The sequence below is a fragment of the Enterobacter sp. PTB genome (assembly GCF_051130085.1).
Classification (GTDB): Bacteria; Pseudomonadota; Gammaproteobacteria; order Enterobacterales; family Enterobacteriaceae; genus Enterobacter; species Enterobacter ludwigii.
In genome coordinates this window covers 138039-153219 of sequence record NZ_JBDKEE010000003.1, presented here as the reverse complement: position 1 = coordinate 153219, position 15181 = coordinate 138039, and the positions used below count along the sequence as shown (strand labels likewise).

The window sequence follows — 15181 nt, the reverse complement described above, 5'->3', positions numbered from 1 at the left end:
AAAAGTAAATTACACAGCAAAGAACTTATCCTAATTATAAATGAAACGGCGTTTTTGATTTTCCTGAAAAGTGGATTTCATTTTTCAATTAGCGACTTTATTTTTAGGGTTTTTGGCTGAATATATAGGAATCATCGGGTTAGCGGATGGTGGGAAAGTATCCGAAAAGTTGAAAATTTAAATTGCTTACACGATTCACCGTTTTTTTAGCGGAAATAATTATGCCAGTATAAATACGTAGTCAGGTGTTTCTTACTCCGATCAAATATCACAAAAGGATTGTTTCGATGTCCAACAATGGCTCGTCACCGCTGGTGCTTTGGTATAACCAACTCGGCATGAATGATGTAGACAGAGTTGGGGGCAAAAATGCCTCCCTGGGTGAAATGATTACAAATCTGTCGGGTATGGGTGTCTCCGTACCGAACGGGTTTGCCACAACCGCCGATGCCTTTAACCTGTTTTTAGACCAGAGCGGTGTAAACCAGCGCATTTATGACCTGCTGGATAAAACGGATATTGATGATGTGACCGAGCTTGCGAAAGCCGGTGCCCAAATCCGCCAGTGGATTATCGACACACCTTTCCAGCCGGAACTGGAAAAAGCCATTCACGAAGCCTATAACCAGCTCTCAGCGGATGATGCCCAGGCGTCGTTTGCCGTGCGTTCTTCTGCCACCGCGGAAGATATGCCCGATGCGTCATTCGCCGGACAGCAGGAAACCTTCCTTAACGTCCAGGGTTATGACGCCGTGCTGGTGGCGGTGAAGCACGTCTTCGCGTCCCTGTTCAATGACCGCGCCATCTCTTACCGCGTGCACCAGGGCTATGACCATCGCGGCGTGGCGCTTTCTGCTGGCGTACAGCGCATGGTGCGCTCCGACGTGGGCTCTTCCGGCGTGATGTTCTCCATCGACACCGAATCCGGCTTCGACCAGGTGGTGTTCATCACCTCGGCGTGGGGTCTGGGTGAGATGGTAGTACAGGGCGCGGTGAACCCTGACGAATTCTACGTTCATAAGCCGACGCTGGCTGCAAACCGTCCGGCGGTTGTTCGCCGCACGATGGGCTCGAAAAAAATCCGCATGATCTATGCTCCGACGCAGGAGCATGGCAAGCAGGTTAAGATTGAAGACGTACCGCAGGAAATGCGTGACCGTTTCTCCCTGACCGATGCAGAAGTGCAGGAGCTGGCGAAACAGGCGGTACAGATCGAAAAACACTACGGCCGTCCGATGGATATCGAATGGGCCAAAGATGGCAACACCGGCAAGCTGTTTATCGTGCAGGCGCGTCCGGAAACTGTCCGCTCCCGCGGTCAGGTGATGGAGCGTTATACCCTGCACGCACAGGGCAAAATCGTGGCGGAAGGCCGCGCGATTGGTCATCGCATCGGTGCCGGTCCTGTCAAAGTGATCCATGACATCAGCGAGATGAACCGCATTCAGCCAGGCGATGTGCTGGTGACCGACATGACCGACCCGGACTGGGAACCGATCATGAAGAAAGCGGCGGCCATCGTCACCAATCGCGGTGGCCGTACCTGCCACGCGGCAATCATCGCCCGTGAGCTGGGGATCCCTGCCGTTGTCGGTTGCGGTGATGCGACCGAACGCATGAAGGACGATCAGAAAGTGACCGTCTCCTGTGCGGAAGGCGATACCGGTTACGTGTATGCCGATATTCTCGACTTCAGCGTGAAGAGTTCAAGCGTCGATACCATGCCGGATCTGCCGCTGAAGATCATGATGAACGTTGGTAACCCGGATCGTGCGTTTGACTTTGCCTGCCTGCCGAACGAAGGCGTTGGCCTGGCGCGTCTGGAATTTATCATCAACCGTATGATTGGCGTTCACCCGCGCGCGCTGCTGGAATTTGACGACCAGGACGCGAAGCTGCAGAACGAAATCCGCGAGATGATGAAAGGTTACGACTCGCCAAAAGAGTTCTACGTCGGTCGTCTGACCGAGGGGATCGCCACGCTGGGCGCGGCGTTTTATCCGAAGCGCGTGATCGTCCGTCTGTCCGACTTTAAGTCAAACGAATACGCGAATCTGGTGGGGGGTGAGCGTTACGAGCCAGAAGAAGAGAACCCAATGCTCGGCTTCCGTGGCGCCGGACGTTATGTTTCCGACAGCTTCCGTGCCTGCTTCGCGCTGGAATGTGATGCCGTGAAGCGCGTGCGCAACGACATGGGACTGACCAACGTTGAGATCATGATCCCGTTCGTGCGTACCGTGGATCAGGCGAAAGCGGTGGTGGAGGAGCTGGCACGTCAGGGTCTGAAGCGCGGCGAAAACGGGCTGAAGATTATCATGATGTGTGAAATTCCGTCCAACGCCCTGCTGGCTGAGCAGTTCCTGGAGTACTTCGACGGCTTCTCTATCGGCTCGAACGACATGACGCAGCTGACGCTCGGTCTTGACCGTGACTCCGGCGTGGTCTCTGAACTGTTTGATGAACGTAACGAGGCGGTGAAAGCGCTGCTGTCGATGTCCATCCGCGCGGCGAAGAAACAGGGTAAATATGTCGGGATTTGCGGTCAGGGTCCGTCTGACCATGAAGACTTTGCCGCATGGCTGATGGAAGAGGGGATTGACAGCCTGTCCCTGAACCCGGACACCGTGGTGCAAACCTGGCTGAGCCTGGCCGAACTCAACAAGTAACGCCATCAGCACCAGAAAAAGGCGAGGATATATTCCTCGCCTTTTTTTATTTCATGCCTTATTTGCTCCCCATCACAAATAAAGTAAAAAACCAAATATCATAATTTGTCTGTTAATTTAGACAATTGTTAGCGCGCAAAGCGTTGCTAATACTTGAGCCTTACCGCGCATTTCCCTCGCTGATGCGCAACTGGTTGAAATACGTTTTAACCTGATAAAAAGGCAAATAACAATGACAATCTCCTCTGTATTGCGTACCAAAGATAAAATAGGTTATGGCTTAGGTGATATGGCCAGTGCGCTGGTCTGGCAAACGGCAACCTTATTTCTCGCCTATTTCTATACGGATGTTTTCGGTTTGCCGGCGGCCATCATGGGTACCATGTTTTTAGTGGTGCGCGTGGTGGATGCTTTTGTCGACCCTTGCATCGGCGCGCTGGTCGACCGCACCCAGACGCGGCACGGTCGCTTTCGTCCCTGGCTGCTGTGGTTTGCCATCCCATTTGGCGTAAGCTGCCTTATCACCTTCTATGTGCCGGACGTCGGGCCGACGGCGAAAATCGTCTATGCCTGCGTCACTTACGCCATCTTAAGCCTTATTTATTCCGCGATTAACGTCCCGTATTGCGCTATGCCCGGGGCGCTGACGCTGGATCCGCGTGAGCGTCACTCGCTGCAGTCCTGGCGCTTCGGCCTGTCGTTCATCGGCGGGTTGATTGTGACGGTGATCGCCTTACCGCTGGTCTCGCTGTTAGGCCAGGGCAACGTTCAGAAAGGCTATTTCTATGCCATGAGCATGATGGGCCTGCTGGGTATTATTCTCTTCTTCTGCTGTTTTCTGATGACCCGCGAGCGTTATTCCCCGCGCAATGACACCTCGGGTTCGATGATCGGCGATTTAAAACTGCTGGCCGGAAATAGCCAGTGGCGAATTGTTTTCCTGTTTAATATTTTGCTGTTAACCGCAGTGGTGACGCGTGGTTCTGCCACCATGTATTACGTGAAATATGTGCTTCTGCGCCCGGAGCTGGTATTTGCCTTTATTGTTTCCGGGATGGTGGCGTCCTTAACGGGGGCATTATTATCTGAACGTCTGTTGGGGAAATTTGACCGCGTCCGTGCCTATCAGTGGACCATTATTTCCTTCGTGATTTTCGGCGCGCTGATTTTCTTCCTGCCGCCTTCGCAGATCTGGCTGATTTTTGGCCTCAACATTATCTTTAGCTTTATTCAGAACCTGACCACGCCGCTGCAGTGGACCATGTTCTCTGATGTGGTCGATTATGAGGAGCATCGCAGCGGTCGTCGTCTGGATGGTCTGGTCTTTTCTACCGCGCTGTTTGCCATCAAATTTGGTCTGGCGCTGGGTGGGGCGGTGGTCGGTTGGGTTCTCGGGATGGTGGATTATGCACCCGGTCAGGCAACCCAGGCACCGCACGTGCTCTCTACCATTAATGCGCTCTTCACCCTCATCCCCTGCGTGCTGTTCCTCTGTATGGTCGCGCTGCTGACCATTTACAAACTCAACAGCAAGCTCGTCAATTCCATCGCCCGCGAGCTGGCCAGCAAACGCGAGGTGCGAGACGAGACAGGACAACTCACCCCGGCCACCCATTCCGCAATACAGGAGTAACACATGACTGCGATTTATAAGGACGCGGGACGTCCCGTGCATGAACGCGTCGCCGACCTACTGGCACGCATGACCCCGGAAGAGAAGTTCGCCCAGATGCATGCCTACTGGTTGATCCTCGATGAAAACGGTAACCACCGCGAACGCAGCGATCTGAGCGATGAATTCGCGGGTGTGAGCGAACAGGCTGCGCTTAGCGAACGGCTGAAACTGGGGGTGGGACAGATTACGCGTCCACTGGGCACCCATATCGTTGATGCGAAAACAGGCGTGCGTGCCGCTAACCGCCTGCAGCGCATGATGATGGAAGAGACGCGCCTCGGTATTCCGGCGCTGTTCCATGAAGAGTGCCTGGTGGGGCTGTTGTGCAAAGATGCCACGCTGTTCCCGTCGTCGCTGAACTACGGTTCGACCTGGGATCCGCAGCTGGTGCAGCGTGCGGCAGAACAGATTGGCAAAGAAGCACGTTCCGTTGGCTGCCAGCAGGGGCTGGCCCCGGTGCTGGATGTCTCTCGCGACGTTCGCTGGGGACGCACCGAAGAGACCTTCGGAGAAGACCCGTGGCTGGTGGGGGTGATGGCTACGGCATACGTGAAGGGTTTGCAGGGCGATAAGCGCGATCTTCTGGCAACGCTCAAACATTATGTGGGCCACTCCTTCAGCGAAGGGGCACGGAACCACGCGCCGGTGCATCTTGGCTTTAGCGAACTGAACGACACCTTCCTGCTGCCGTTTGAGATGGCGGTGAAGCTGGCCAATGCCGGTTCGGTGATGCCTGCCTATCACGATATCGATAACCAGCCCGGACACAGCGACCACTTCCTGATGACAACCGTGCTGCGTGAACAGTGGGGGTTCGATGGGATCATCGTTGCGGACTACGGCGGCGTGAGCCTGCTGCACCAGCATCATGGCATCTCGCACGATGCCGCCGAATCTGCAGCGCTGGCCTTCAATGCCGGGCTGGATGTCGAACTACCAAAAGATGACTGCGCGCGTCATCTGGCAGAAGCCGTTGAGCGCGGACTGATTTCCATGGCGAAAGTCGATGAAATAGTGGCACGCGTCCTGACCGAAAAATTCCGTCTTGGCTTGTTTGAAAAACCGTATGCCGATGAACAGGGCATCGATTTGCAAAATGAGGCAACGCGTCAGGTTGCAAGGGAAGTGGCGACCCGTTCGCTGACGCTGCTTGAGAATAACGGCATTTTGCCCCTCGGCGGCAACCCTCGCGTGGCGGTCGTCGGGCCAACGGCAGACGATCCGCTGGCGCTCCTCAGCGGTTACAGTTTTCCGGTGCACCTAATTATTAGCGACATGGTGGAAGAGACCTCGCAGGTCACGACATCGCGCGCGGCGCTTGAGCAGTATCTGGGGGCCTCGCAGGTACGTTATGCTAAAGGCTGTCACATTATCGAAAAACGGATGGCGGGTGCGCCGGTGTTTCCGGGTGACAGCGGCGGTAAACCCATGCAGCAATCTCCGGTCTCGCAGCGTACCGACCTGATCCCTGAAGCTGTGAAAGTCGCACAGGAGAGTGACGTGGTGGTGGCCTGCGTTGGCGATCTCGCCGGGCTGTTCCAGAGTGGAACCGTCGGGGAAGGCTCTGATACCGACTCTCTGGATCTGCCGGGCGTACAGCAACAATTGCTGGCTGCGCTGGTGGCCACCGGCAAGCCGGTTATCGTGGTCATGACCGGCGGGAGGCCTTACAACCTTCAGGGGCTGGAAGATAACGTCGCCGCACTGATGATGGCCTGGGCGCCAGGGCAGGAGGGCGGCTGGGCGATTGCGGATGTATTAACGGGCCGCGCTGAACCGCAGGGACGTCTGGTGGTCAGCGTGCCGAAAAGCGCGGGAGCAATGCCCTATTACTACAACCACAAGCTCAAAAGTGGCGGCACACCGTTCGCTTTCCATTTTGGCTCCCGCTATCCCTTTGGCTTCGGTCTCGGCTGGACGCAGTTTAGCTGGGGAACGGCGCGCGTGGCTGAACCCCGCGTTCCGATCGACGGCGAGGTGGTCGTAAGCCTGGATATCACCAATACCGGTGAGCGCAGCGGCAGCGAGGTGGTACAGGTCTATGTCCGGGATAACGTCGCCACGCAGGTGCGGCCCCTGCAGGAGTTGAAGGCGTTCCAGCGCGTCACGCTCTCACCGGGTGAAACCGCCACGCTCACCTTTACGTTGCCCGTTGAGATGTTCAACTTTACCCGTCGTGACGGCAAACGGATCGTCGAGCCGGGTGAATTTGAGCTGCAGATTGGTGCATCGTCGGCGGATATTCGCGAGGTGGTGACGGTCAATGTGACTGGGGAAACCCGTGTATTGTCAACGGAATGGCGGATGCTCAGCACCTGTGACGTCAGCCGCGCGTAATCAGGATAAAAAAAAGCCCATCGTGGGAGATGGGCAAAGACTACACACAGCAATTCGTTGTTTCACTCAGGGGATTTCCATGCTTATAAATCAAGGTGTTGATTTATAACCGTGTCCTAATAGTAGGCATGTCAGCTTTTAGCGTCGATCAGATTCGTCTCAATAGTTAAAGAGACGTAAAGATTTCTTGAGGTTAATAGGGGACTTAGGGCCGTAATAGCGGGTCTGACCAGTGCGCAACGAATAAATACTTTAGCAACGTTTAAGTATTGAAGGGGGATATGTAGGCCGGGTACGCGACTGCGTTACCCGGCCTGTCCATTACTGCTTGTTCTTATCTTCCAGCTCTTCCAGTTCGCTCAAAATCACGTCCGGGTCCGTTCCCGGAGGCGGGATTTCGTGCACCCAGGCGGAGAACAGACGCCAGGTCACGGCCAGAAGCACCGGGCCAATAAACAGACCAATCATCCCAAAGGCAATCAATCCACCAATTACGCCTGAGAGAATAAGGATCAGCGGCAGGTCTGCGCCCATGCGAATAAGGATGGGACGAATAACGTTATCCATGGTGCCGACCACGCAGCTCCAGACCAGCAGAACGGTGCCCCACGTGGTATCGCCGGTCCAGTACAGCCAGATAATGCTGGGTACCAGCACCAGCAACGGACCCAGTTGCGCAAGGCAGGTCATCAGCATGACCACGGTGAAGACGGTGGCGTACGGCACGCCAGAAATCGCAAGACCAATACCGCCCAGCACCGCCTGAACCAGCGCCGTTACCACGACGCCAAGCGCAACCGCGCGCACGGCCTGCGCCGCCAGCAGAACCGCGGCATCACCCCGTTTGCCCGCCAGGCGAGTGGCAAAATGACGAACGCCCAAAGCCACCTGCTCACCGCGCCAGTACAGCAGGGCACTAAAGACCAGCATCAGCGTACAGTGCATCATAAAGCGGCCAATGTGCGCCGCCTGACCCACAAACCAGGTGGTGGTGGTGCCAATATACGGGCGCACTTTCGCCATCAGCGCGCTGCCACCCATCTCCAGCAGGCCATGCCAGCCGCTGTAAAGTTTTGCGCCAACAACCGGAATGCTGTTAAGCCAGGCGAGATCCGGCGGCGTCAGATCGCCACTGGTCACGGCGCGAATCACCGGGCCGCTGGAGTCGACAAGGCTGTTGACCAGCAGCGCAACGGGAATAATGAACAGCAGGAACAACAGCAACGTCATCACCAGGACCGCCAGCCCACGACGTCCGAAGAGCAGTTTCTGCAACCGTAACAGTAAAGGCCAGGTGGCAACCACAACGGTTGCAGCCCAGGCGAAGCCGAGAATGAAGGGTTGAACGATCCACAAACACGCAATAATCATGAGGGCCAGGAACAGCACCGACAGCAAAATTTGCGCAACATCCCTGGGCTGGCGAAGATTGACCATAAATGAAACTTTCCTTAATTGAACACCAGCGTGGCTGGCGGGAACGGAAAACCGCGATTCTCTAATCATTAATGATTTCAGCGATTTTTGACAGGCGAATTCTGCCTGTAATTCTGCAGAGCGTATAAGAAAAAAATGTGATAAAACTTTTACGATACACGCAAACGATTTCACACCTCTAATTAGGGTCGACAGTAATGATCCCACAGATTTCTCAGGCACCTGGCGTCGTTCAGCTGGTGCTTAATTTTTTGCAGGCACTGGAGCAACAGGGTTTTACAGGTGATACCGCCACACATTATGCCGACAGGCTGACAATGGCGACCGACAACAGTATCTACCAGCTTCTTCCCGATGCAGTCGTGTTTCCCCGTTCAACGGCCGATGTGGCGCTTATTGCGCGACTGGCAATGCAGGAGCGATTTACCTCGCTGGTGTTCACGCCACGCGGCGGCGGCACCGGCACCAATGGTCAGGCGCTGAACCAGGGCATCATCATTGATATGTCGCGCTATATGAACCGCATCATTGAGATCAATCCCGAAGAAGGATGGGTGCGTGTCGAAGCGGGCGTCATCAAAGATCAGCTTAATCAGTACCTCAAGCCTTATGGTTACTTCTTTGCCCCCGAGCTCTCTACCAGCAACCGTGCGACAATCGGTGGGATGATTAACACCGATGCCTCCGGGCAGGGGTCGCTGGTCTACGGTAAAACCTCCGATCACGTTCTTGGCGTGCGCGCGGTGCTGCTGGGCGGCGATATCCTGGATACCCAGCCGATGCCGGTCGAACTGGCGGAAACGCTGGGTAAAGACAACACGGCCAACGGGCGGATTTACCGCACCGTGCTTGAGCGCTGTCGCGATAACCGCCAGCTGATCCTCGACAAATTCCCTAAACTGAACCGCTTCTTAACCGGTTACGATCTGCGTCATGTCTTTAACGATGACCTGACGCAGTTTGATTTAACCCGCGTGCTGACCGGCTCCGAAGGGACGCTGGCATTTATTACCGAGGCGCGGCTGGATATTACGCCGCTGCCGAAAGTGCGTCGGCTGGTGAACGTCAAATACAACTCCTTCGATTCTGCCCTGCGAAATGCACCCTTTATGGTTGACGCGCGGGCGCTGTCGGTGGAAACCGTCGACTCTAAAGTGCTTAACCTGGCTCGGGAAGACATCGTCTGGCACTCGGTGAGTGAGCTTATCACCGATGTACCTGATAAAGAGATGTTGGGTCTCAACATCGTTGAATTTGCCGGCGATGACGAAGCGCTGATTGAAAGCCAGGTCACCACGCTCTGTCAGCGGCTGGACGAACTGATTGCAGCAGGTGAAGGTGGGGTGATTGGCTGGCAGCTTTGCAGCGAACTCTCCGGCATTGAGCGTATTTACGCGATGCGTAAAAAAGCAGTGGGGCTGCTGGGCAACGCGAAGGGGGCGGCCAAACCGATTCCCTTTGCTGAAGACACCTGCGTCCCGCCTGAGCATCTGGCGGATTACATCGTTGAGTTCCGCGCCCTGCTGGACAGCCACGGTCTGAGCTATGGCATGTTCGGCCACGTGGATGCCGGGGTGCTGCACGTGCGTCCGGCGCTGGACATGTGCGATCCGCAGCAGGAGATCCTGATGAAACAGATCTCCGACGATGTGGTGGCGTTGACCGCGAAATATGGCGGTCTGCTCTGGGGAGAACACGGGAAAGGGTTCCGCGCGGAGTACAGCCCGGCGTTCTTCGGTGAAGCGCTCTACGCTGAGCTGCGTAAGGTCAAAGCGGCATTCGATCCGGATAACCGTCTCAACCCGGGTAAAATTTGCCCACCAGAGGGCGTCGATGCCCCAATGCTGCAGGTGGATGCCGTCAAGCGCGGCACCTATGACAGACAAATCCCGATTGCGGTGCGCGCCTCCTGGCGTGGTGCAATGGAGTGTAACGGTAACGGTCTGTGTTTCAACTTCGACGTGAAAAGCCCAATGTGCCCGTCGATGAAAATTACCAGTAACCGCATTCACTCGCCCAAAGGCCGCGCAACGCTGGTCCGCGAATGGCTGCGTCTGCTGGCCGACCGCGGGGTTGATCCGCTGAAGCTGGAACAGGAATTACCGGAAAAACGCGCCAGTCTGCGCTCGCTGATTGAACGTACCCGCAACAGCTGGCATGCGAACAAAGGCGAGTATGATTTCTCCCACGAGGTGAAGGAAGCCATGTCCGGCTGCCTGGCCTGTAAAGCCTGCTCAACCCAGTGTCCGATCAAGATTGATGTGCCGGAGTTTCGCTCACGCTTCCTGCAGCTTTACCATACCCGCTATCTGCGTCCAATGCGTGACCATCTGGTGGCGACGGTGGAGAGCTATGCCCCGCTGATGGCGCGTGCGCCGAAGACCTTTAACTTCTTCATCAATCAGCCGCTGGTGCGAAAGCTTTCCGAAAAACATATCGGGATGGTGGACCTGCCGCTGCTGTCAGTCCCTTCGCTACAGCGTCAGCTCGTGGGGCACCGCTCGGCGAACATGACGCTGGAGCAGCTTGAGGCGCTGACCCCTGAGCAGAAAGCCAATGTGGTGCTGGTGGTGCAGGATCCGTTTACCAGCTACTACGATGCCCAGGTGGTGGCCGATTTTATCCGTTTGGTAGAAAAACTGGGCTATCAGCCGGTGGTACTGCCGTTCTCACCAAACGGCAAAGCGCAGCACATTAAAGGTTTCCTTACCCGTTTTGCGAAAACGGCGCGGAAAACCGCTGACTTCCTCAACCGGGTGGCGCAGCTAGGGATGCCTATGGTTGGTGTCGATCCGGCGCTGGTGCTCTGCTACCGCGATGAGTATAAGCAGACGCTGGGGGAGCAACGCGGTGATTTCCACGTCATGCTGGTGCACGAGTGGCTGCCGGCGGCGCTGCAACAGGCGACCGTGAAGGATGTGAGCGGTGAATCGTGGTATCTGTTCGGTCACTGCACGGAAGTGACGGCACTGCCGGGCGCCCCGGCGCAGTGGGCGTCTATCTTTGCCCGCTTCGGGGCGAAGCTTGAGAGCGTCAACGTGGGCTGCTGTGGCATGGCAGGTACCTACGGGCACGAAGTGAAAAACCACGCGAACTCGCTCGGTATCTATGAGTTGTCGTGGCATCAGGCGATGCAGCGTTTGCCGAGGAACCGCTGTCTGGCCACGGGCTACTCCTGCCGAAGCCAGGTGAAACGGGTTGAAGGGAACGGAGTGCGTCACCCATTACAGGCTTTACTGGAGATAATTGGATGATCTGGAAACGAGCCGTGACGCTGCAGGCGCTGAATGCCATGGGCGAGGGGAATATGGTAGGGCTGCTGGACATTCAGTTCACGCGTATTGGCGAGGATGAACTGGAGGCCACGATGCCTGTCGATCATCGCACGCATCAGCCGTTTGGTTTATTGCACGGCGGCGCATCCGTCGTGCTGGCCGAAACCCTGGGGTCCGTGGCGGGTTATCTTTGCACCGAAGGGGAGCAAAAGGTCGTCGGGCTGGAGGTGAACGCGAACCATATTCGCTCGGTGCGAAGTGGACGGGTGCGCGGCGTTTGTCGCGCACTACACGCCGGTAGCCGCCATCAGGTGTGGCAGATTGACATTCTTGACGAGCAGGATCGGCTCTGCTGCTCGTCGCGACTGACGACGGCGGTCGTGTAAAGTTTTCAGATGTTTTGCCTTTGGTCAAAAACTAGCCAGCCTCTTGTGATATACTGGTCAGGTTTTGTACATAAGCGAGGACATCATGGATACTGAAATAACCCCAACACAGCTGGCAATTGAATATTTACGTCGTGATAAAAGCAACCTGTCTCCGGCGCAGTACCTGAAAAAGCTGAAACAGCTTGAACTGGAGTTCACAGATTTGCTGGCGCTCTCTTCAAATGAGCTTAAAGAAGAGATCTACTTTGCCTGGCGGTTGGGCGTTCACGTCCATTGATCGTGACAGTAAAAAAAAGGCCGCGTCAGCGGTCTTTTTTGTATCTGACGTTCAGTACCGGGCAGGAAGTTTATTGATTTTAACGAGCCTGCCATCTTCTATCTCAATGAACCCGCCTGTTTTTAAATCCGCCAGAATACGCATTACCCCACTGCGCGACAGCTGGGTTTTTTCGCGAATATACCGCTCTGCGGTGATGGCGTTGCGATAACTCTCATCTTCATCCATCAGCTTTATCAATTGCTGGCGAATCATCTCATAGGCCGTGGGCGCGCCCTGAGGCATCACATTATTGTATAGGCGGTTATAAACAAACATCAGGTGCTTAGACAACAACCCCCATAACCCATTCTCTTTGATAACGGCTTCCACCTGAGCGGTGGTAAGCATACCCGTCAGGCAGGGGGTCACGGTTTTAAGATAATCATTGAAGTAGATGTCTGTCAGATTGGCGAGGCCAAAAAGCGCCGGGCTACGTGCGGTGGTGAGCATCATGTTGTCGCTTCTGCGGTAGATAGCAACGGTGCCTTCGAGGATCAAATAGCACATGCTCTGGCCATTCACCTGGAGATCCAGCTGTTCGCCGGGAGCAACATTGCGCGTGGTACAGTAGGGTTGCAGGAATGAAATCAGTTCTCGCGCGTAAGGAGAACCACGATGCATTTTTTCAGTAGAGGACATAACCTATAACCCGTAGCGATAACCCCCCTGATTATAGCGTTACTCCTTATCGTAAACACGAGGCCAATCAGTATTTACGTGGTAAATGACGGATTTCCAGCAGCACGCCACGCTCCATCGTGATGTACTTTCCGGTACGCAGTTCCGCGAGAATACGCATAATCCCACTGCGTGAAAGGTAGGTTCGACTCTTGATATACGCTGCCGCCGTGATGTTTTTCCGTACGGCATCTGGCTCCTGCATCAGTTCGACCAGCTGGAACCGGATAATGTCATAGGCTGACATCTGCGATATTTGCGCGCAGTGCTCGTATACCCGGGAGGCGGTATAGATGAGTAGCTTTGAAAAATGTTCCCATAAGTTTTTTTCCGCCACGATCTTATTAAAATTATCCAGAGAGACATGCGCTATTTCTGAGGTTTCAAGCGCTCTGACGTACAGATGTTCAGAGGAGAACTGGCTGCTGACACCCAGAATAAAAGGTGAGGACTCTGAGTTTAAAACAATACCATCGCCACGACGATGCAGCGCAACGCTGCCGTGTAACAGCAAAAAACAGAGGCGAACATCATTATTGTGATACTGAATAATTTCGCCTTTCGCGAGAATATGCCTTTCCGTAAAAGGCAGCACAGTACTGATTAACTTATCAATATGGGCATACGGCTTTAAATCCAGTACGGTAGATTTTACATCGGTGAGGACCGCTGTCATTCGCGTGTTCATAAGGTGCTCCACTGCTTTCATTGCGATCATGGGTGACCGGCGTAGAGAATTATCTTAAAAAACAGCGACTACGGGAATATGCAGCACAGGTCTAAAAGTAGACTTTCAATATTATCCTGACTAACATTTTGAATTTAATGATCTTAACACCCCGGTCTATTAATAGACTGCCTGTTATATGCATAAGGCATTCCTTATTTACAATGTTTTATTTTTGTTAATTACGGGTCTACGGAAAGACTCCGAAAATGATTGTCGACGTCAACGGAGTTGTATAAATTTTATTTCATCGACAGCAAGTCATATGCGTCTTCAGACGTTTAATGAAATAAAGTTATTTCATTTTTTTGCTGCTGTCTGTAAAAGACAAAACATTAAGCGGGTGAAAAAAACCGACGCGTCTTTTTGTCTGAATGTTAATAATAAATAAAGTGATACAGGATATAGCATGATGAAAAAAACACTTCTTCTGGCAACGATCGCAGCAGGTTCCGTACTGACAATGGCCAATGCGTTTGCCGCTGCAGGTACCGTTAATTTTAACGGAAATATTCTGGATTCTGCCTGTGATGTTGATGTGGCATCGCAGAACCAGGTGGTTGTACTTGGGGATTATTATAAAACAGAGTTTACCGCGACGGGGGCGAGAACCGCGGCAACGAAATTCGATATTATTTTGAAAAACTGTCCGGTCTCGGTCACGAATGCCAAAGTGCGCTTTGACGGTACTCCGGATGCGTCTAATAGCAATCTTCTGGCGATTGACACCTCCGTGGCGGGGGCCGCAACGGGCGTGGCGATCAACCTGATGACCGCGGATAAAGCCGACCTGCCTTTGCATGGCAGCAATGGTTACACCTACATGCTCAGCAGCTCCGCAGACAATACGCTCAATTTCTATGCCCAGTATATTTCGACCACGGCCAGCGTCACGGCGGGCCCGGCGAATTCTGTCGCCAACTTCTCGGTGGTTTATAACTAGCTCTTTGCCTGAACGTCGGGGCCGCCCCGGCCCCCAATTTTATGAGGAACAGAATGTATTTTTTCAGAACCCCTTTACTGACAACAGCGTTGTTATCTCTGATGCTGTCAACGGCTCATGCCGGCGTCATTATTGGTGGTACGCGCATTATTTTTGATGGCGCTAAAAAGGAAACGTCACTCAGTGTGAATAACCCTGATGGTACGCCGTATTTAATTCAGTCATGGATCGACGTGCAGGAAGGGGCGTCAGGCAAGGTGCCTTTTATTATTACGCCGCCTTTGTATCGTCTGGATGGCGGGCAAAAAAACGTTGAGCGCATCGTGATGACGGGGGCACTGCCTCAGGATCGGGAAAGTTTATTTTGGCTGAATATTAAAGCGATTCCGTCTGCCTCAACGCAGATGAACGCATTACAAATTGCGGTTAAAACGCGCATCAAACTGATTTATCGGCCCGCTGAGCTGCACGCGTCCACGCCTGACGAACAGGCCAGTCAATTACGCTGGCGCAGAACCGGGAATGAACTTCAGGTTAATAACCCGACCGCGTATGTCATCAATTTTAATGAAATCACCCTTGGGGGTAAAAAAATCGATGACGTGTCGTATGTCTTACCCGGTGGCTCAGTCCGTTTCACGTTACCGCAAGGGGCCAGCGGCAGCGTACTGACGTTTAAAGTGATTAATGACTTCGGCAGCCCTGGGGGCGCGCATCAGGCAACCTTATAACCTG

At 54.1% G+C, this 15181-nt stretch carries 11 protein-coding genes and 1 other RNA gene; 8 read left to right on the top strand and 4 right to left on the bottom strand.

What is annotated here, in order from left to right; all coding sequences use genetic code 11:
* Window positions 1–287: 287 nt before the first annotated feature.
* From ppsA to AAIR21_RS04880, 3 genes are all read left to right on the top strand, one after another.
* Window positions 288–2666, top strand: a complete 2379-nt coding sequence (gene ppsA / locus AAIR21_RS04890; protein WP_020884386.1) for a phosphoenolpyruvate synthase — start codon at window positions 288–290, stop codon at window positions 2664–2666.
* A 232-nt stretch (window positions 2667–2898) separates the two neighbouring features.
* Window positions 2899–4299, top strand: coding sequence for an MFS transporter (locus AAIR21_RS04885; RefSeq protein WP_020884385.1), 1401 nt, complete (start codon window positions 2899–2901; stop codon window positions 4297–4299).
* Between the two features lie 3 nt (window positions 4300–4302).
* Entirely contained in the window at window positions 4303–6678 is a 2376-nt protein-coding gene (locus tag AAIR21_RS04880; RefSeq protein WP_151712226.1) for a glycoside hydrolase family 3 N-terminal domain-containing protein, read from the top strand.
* A 5-nt stretch (window positions 6679–6683) separates the two neighbouring features.
* Here AAIR21_RS04880 and rprA read toward each other — a convergent pair.
* An RNA gene (rprA, locus tag AAIR21_RS04875) (antisense sRNA RprA) lies at window positions 6684–6791 on the bottom strand.
* Window positions 6792–6999: 208 nt separating this feature from the next.
* Complete coding sequence (gene ydiK / locus AAIR21_RS04870) at window positions 7000–8115, bottom strand: AI-2E family transporter YdiK (protein ID WP_020884383.1); 1116 nt, start codon at window positions 8113–8115, stop codon at window positions 7000–7002.
* Between the two features lie 197 nt (window positions 8116–8312).
* On the opposite strand from ydiK, the gene ydiJ reads away from it, so the two are divergent.
* The 3 genes from ydiJ (at window position 8313) to AAIR21_RS04855 (ending at window position 12056) form a co-directional block, all read left to right on the top strand.
* Window positions 8313–11369, top strand: a complete 3057-nt coding sequence (ydiJ, locus tag AAIR21_RS04865) for a D-2-hydroxyglutarate dehydrogenase YdiJ (RefSeq protein ID WP_079231132.1) — start codon at window positions 8313–8315, stop codon at window positions 11367–11369.
* Complete coding sequence (menI, locus tag AAIR21_RS04860; protein WP_020884381.1) at window positions 11366–11776, top strand: 1,4-dihydroxy-2-naphthoyl-CoA hydrolase; 411 nt, start codon at window positions 11366–11368, stop codon at window positions 11774–11776. Before ydiJ ends, menI begins: the two co-directional genes overlap by 4 nt.
* Before the next feature lie 85 nt (window positions 11777–11861).
* A complete protein-coding gene (locus AAIR21_RS04855) occupies window positions 11862–12056 on the top strand; it encodes a YdiH family protein (protein ID WP_003857766.1) in 195 nt (64 codons plus the stop codon).
* 51 nt (window positions 12057–12107) lie between these two features.
* Here AAIR21_RS04855 and AAIR21_RS04850 read toward each other — a convergent pair whose 3' ends face one another.
* Both AAIR21_RS04850 and AAIR21_RS04845 read right to left on the bottom strand, forming a co-directional pair.
* On the bottom strand, window positions 12108–12737 hold the full coding sequence (locus AAIR21_RS04850; RefSeq protein ID WP_151712227.1) for a winged helix-turn-helix transcriptional regulator: 630 nt from the start codon (window positions 12735–12737) through the stop codon (window positions 12108–12110).
* Between the two features lie 67 nt (window positions 12738–12804).
* Entirely contained in the window at window positions 12805–13464 is a 660-nt protein-coding gene (locus tag AAIR21_RS04845) for a winged helix-turn-helix transcriptional regulator (RefSeq protein WP_025204381.1), read from the bottom strand.
* A 451-nt stretch (window positions 13465–13915) separates the two neighbouring features.
* Here AAIR21_RS04845 and AAIR21_RS04840 point away from each other — a divergent pair, with 451 nt between their 5' ends.
* Window positions 13916–14446: a fimbrial protein gene (locus AAIR21_RS04840; RefSeq protein ID WP_020884377.1), complete on the top strand. Its 531-nt coding sequence runs from the start codon at window positions 13916–13918 to the stop codon at window positions 14444–14446.
* A gap of 53 nt (window positions 14447–14499) precedes the next feature.
* Window positions 14500–15177: a fimbrial biogenesis chaperone gene (locus AAIR21_RS04835; protein WP_151712228.1), complete on the top strand. Its 678-nt coding sequence runs from the start codon at window positions 14500–14502 to the stop codon at window positions 15175–15177.
* Window positions 15178–15181: the final 4 nt, after the last annotated feature.

What these genes read in the sequence shown, in the direction of transcription:
- AAIR21_RS04845 (WP_025204381.1), bottom strand. Translation starts at nt 13,464, where the DNA reads ATGAACACGCGAATGACAGCGGTCCTCACCGATGTAAAATCTACCGTA.
- AAIR21_RS04835 (WP_151712228.1), top strand. Translation starts at nt 14,500, where the DNA reads ATGTATTTTTTCAGAACCCCTTTACTGACAACAGCGTTGTTATCTCTG.
- ppsA (WP_020884386.1), top strand. Translation starts at nt 288, where the DNA reads ATGTCCAACAATGGCTCGTCACCGCTGGTGCTTTGGTATAACCAACTC.
- ydiK (WP_020884383.1), bottom strand. Translation starts at nt 8,115, where the DNA reads ATGGTCAATCTTCGCCAGCCCAGGGATGTTGCGCAAATTTTGCTGTCG.
- menI (WP_020884381.1), top strand. Translation starts at nt 11,366, where the DNA reads ATGATCTGGAAACGAGCCGTGACGCTGCAGGCGCTGAATGCCATGGGC.
- AAIR21_RS04850 (WP_151712227.1), bottom strand. Translation starts at nt 12,737, where the DNA reads ATGTCCTCTACTGAAAAAATGCATCGTGGTTCTCCTTACGCGCGAGAA.
- AAIR21_RS04840 (WP_020884377.1), top strand. Translation starts at nt 13,916, where the DNA reads ATGAAAAAAACACTTCTTCTGGCAACGATCGCAGCAGGTTCCGTACTG.
- AAIR21_RS04885 (WP_020884385.1), top strand. Translation starts at nt 2,899, where the DNA reads ATGACAATCTCCTCTGTATTGCGTACCAAAGATAAAATAGGTTATGGC.
- AAIR21_RS04855 (WP_003857766.1), top strand. Translation starts at nt 11,862, where the DNA reads ATGGATACTGAAATAACCCCAACACAGCTGGCAATTGAATATTTACGT.
- AAIR21_RS04880 (WP_151712226.1), top strand. Translation starts at nt 4,303, where the DNA reads ATGACTGCGATTTATAAGGACGCGGGACGTCCCGTGCATGAACGCGTC.
- ydiJ (WP_079231132.1), top strand. Translation starts at nt 8,313, where the DNA reads ATGATCCCACAGATTTCTCAGGCACCTGGCGTCGTTCAGCTGGTGCTT.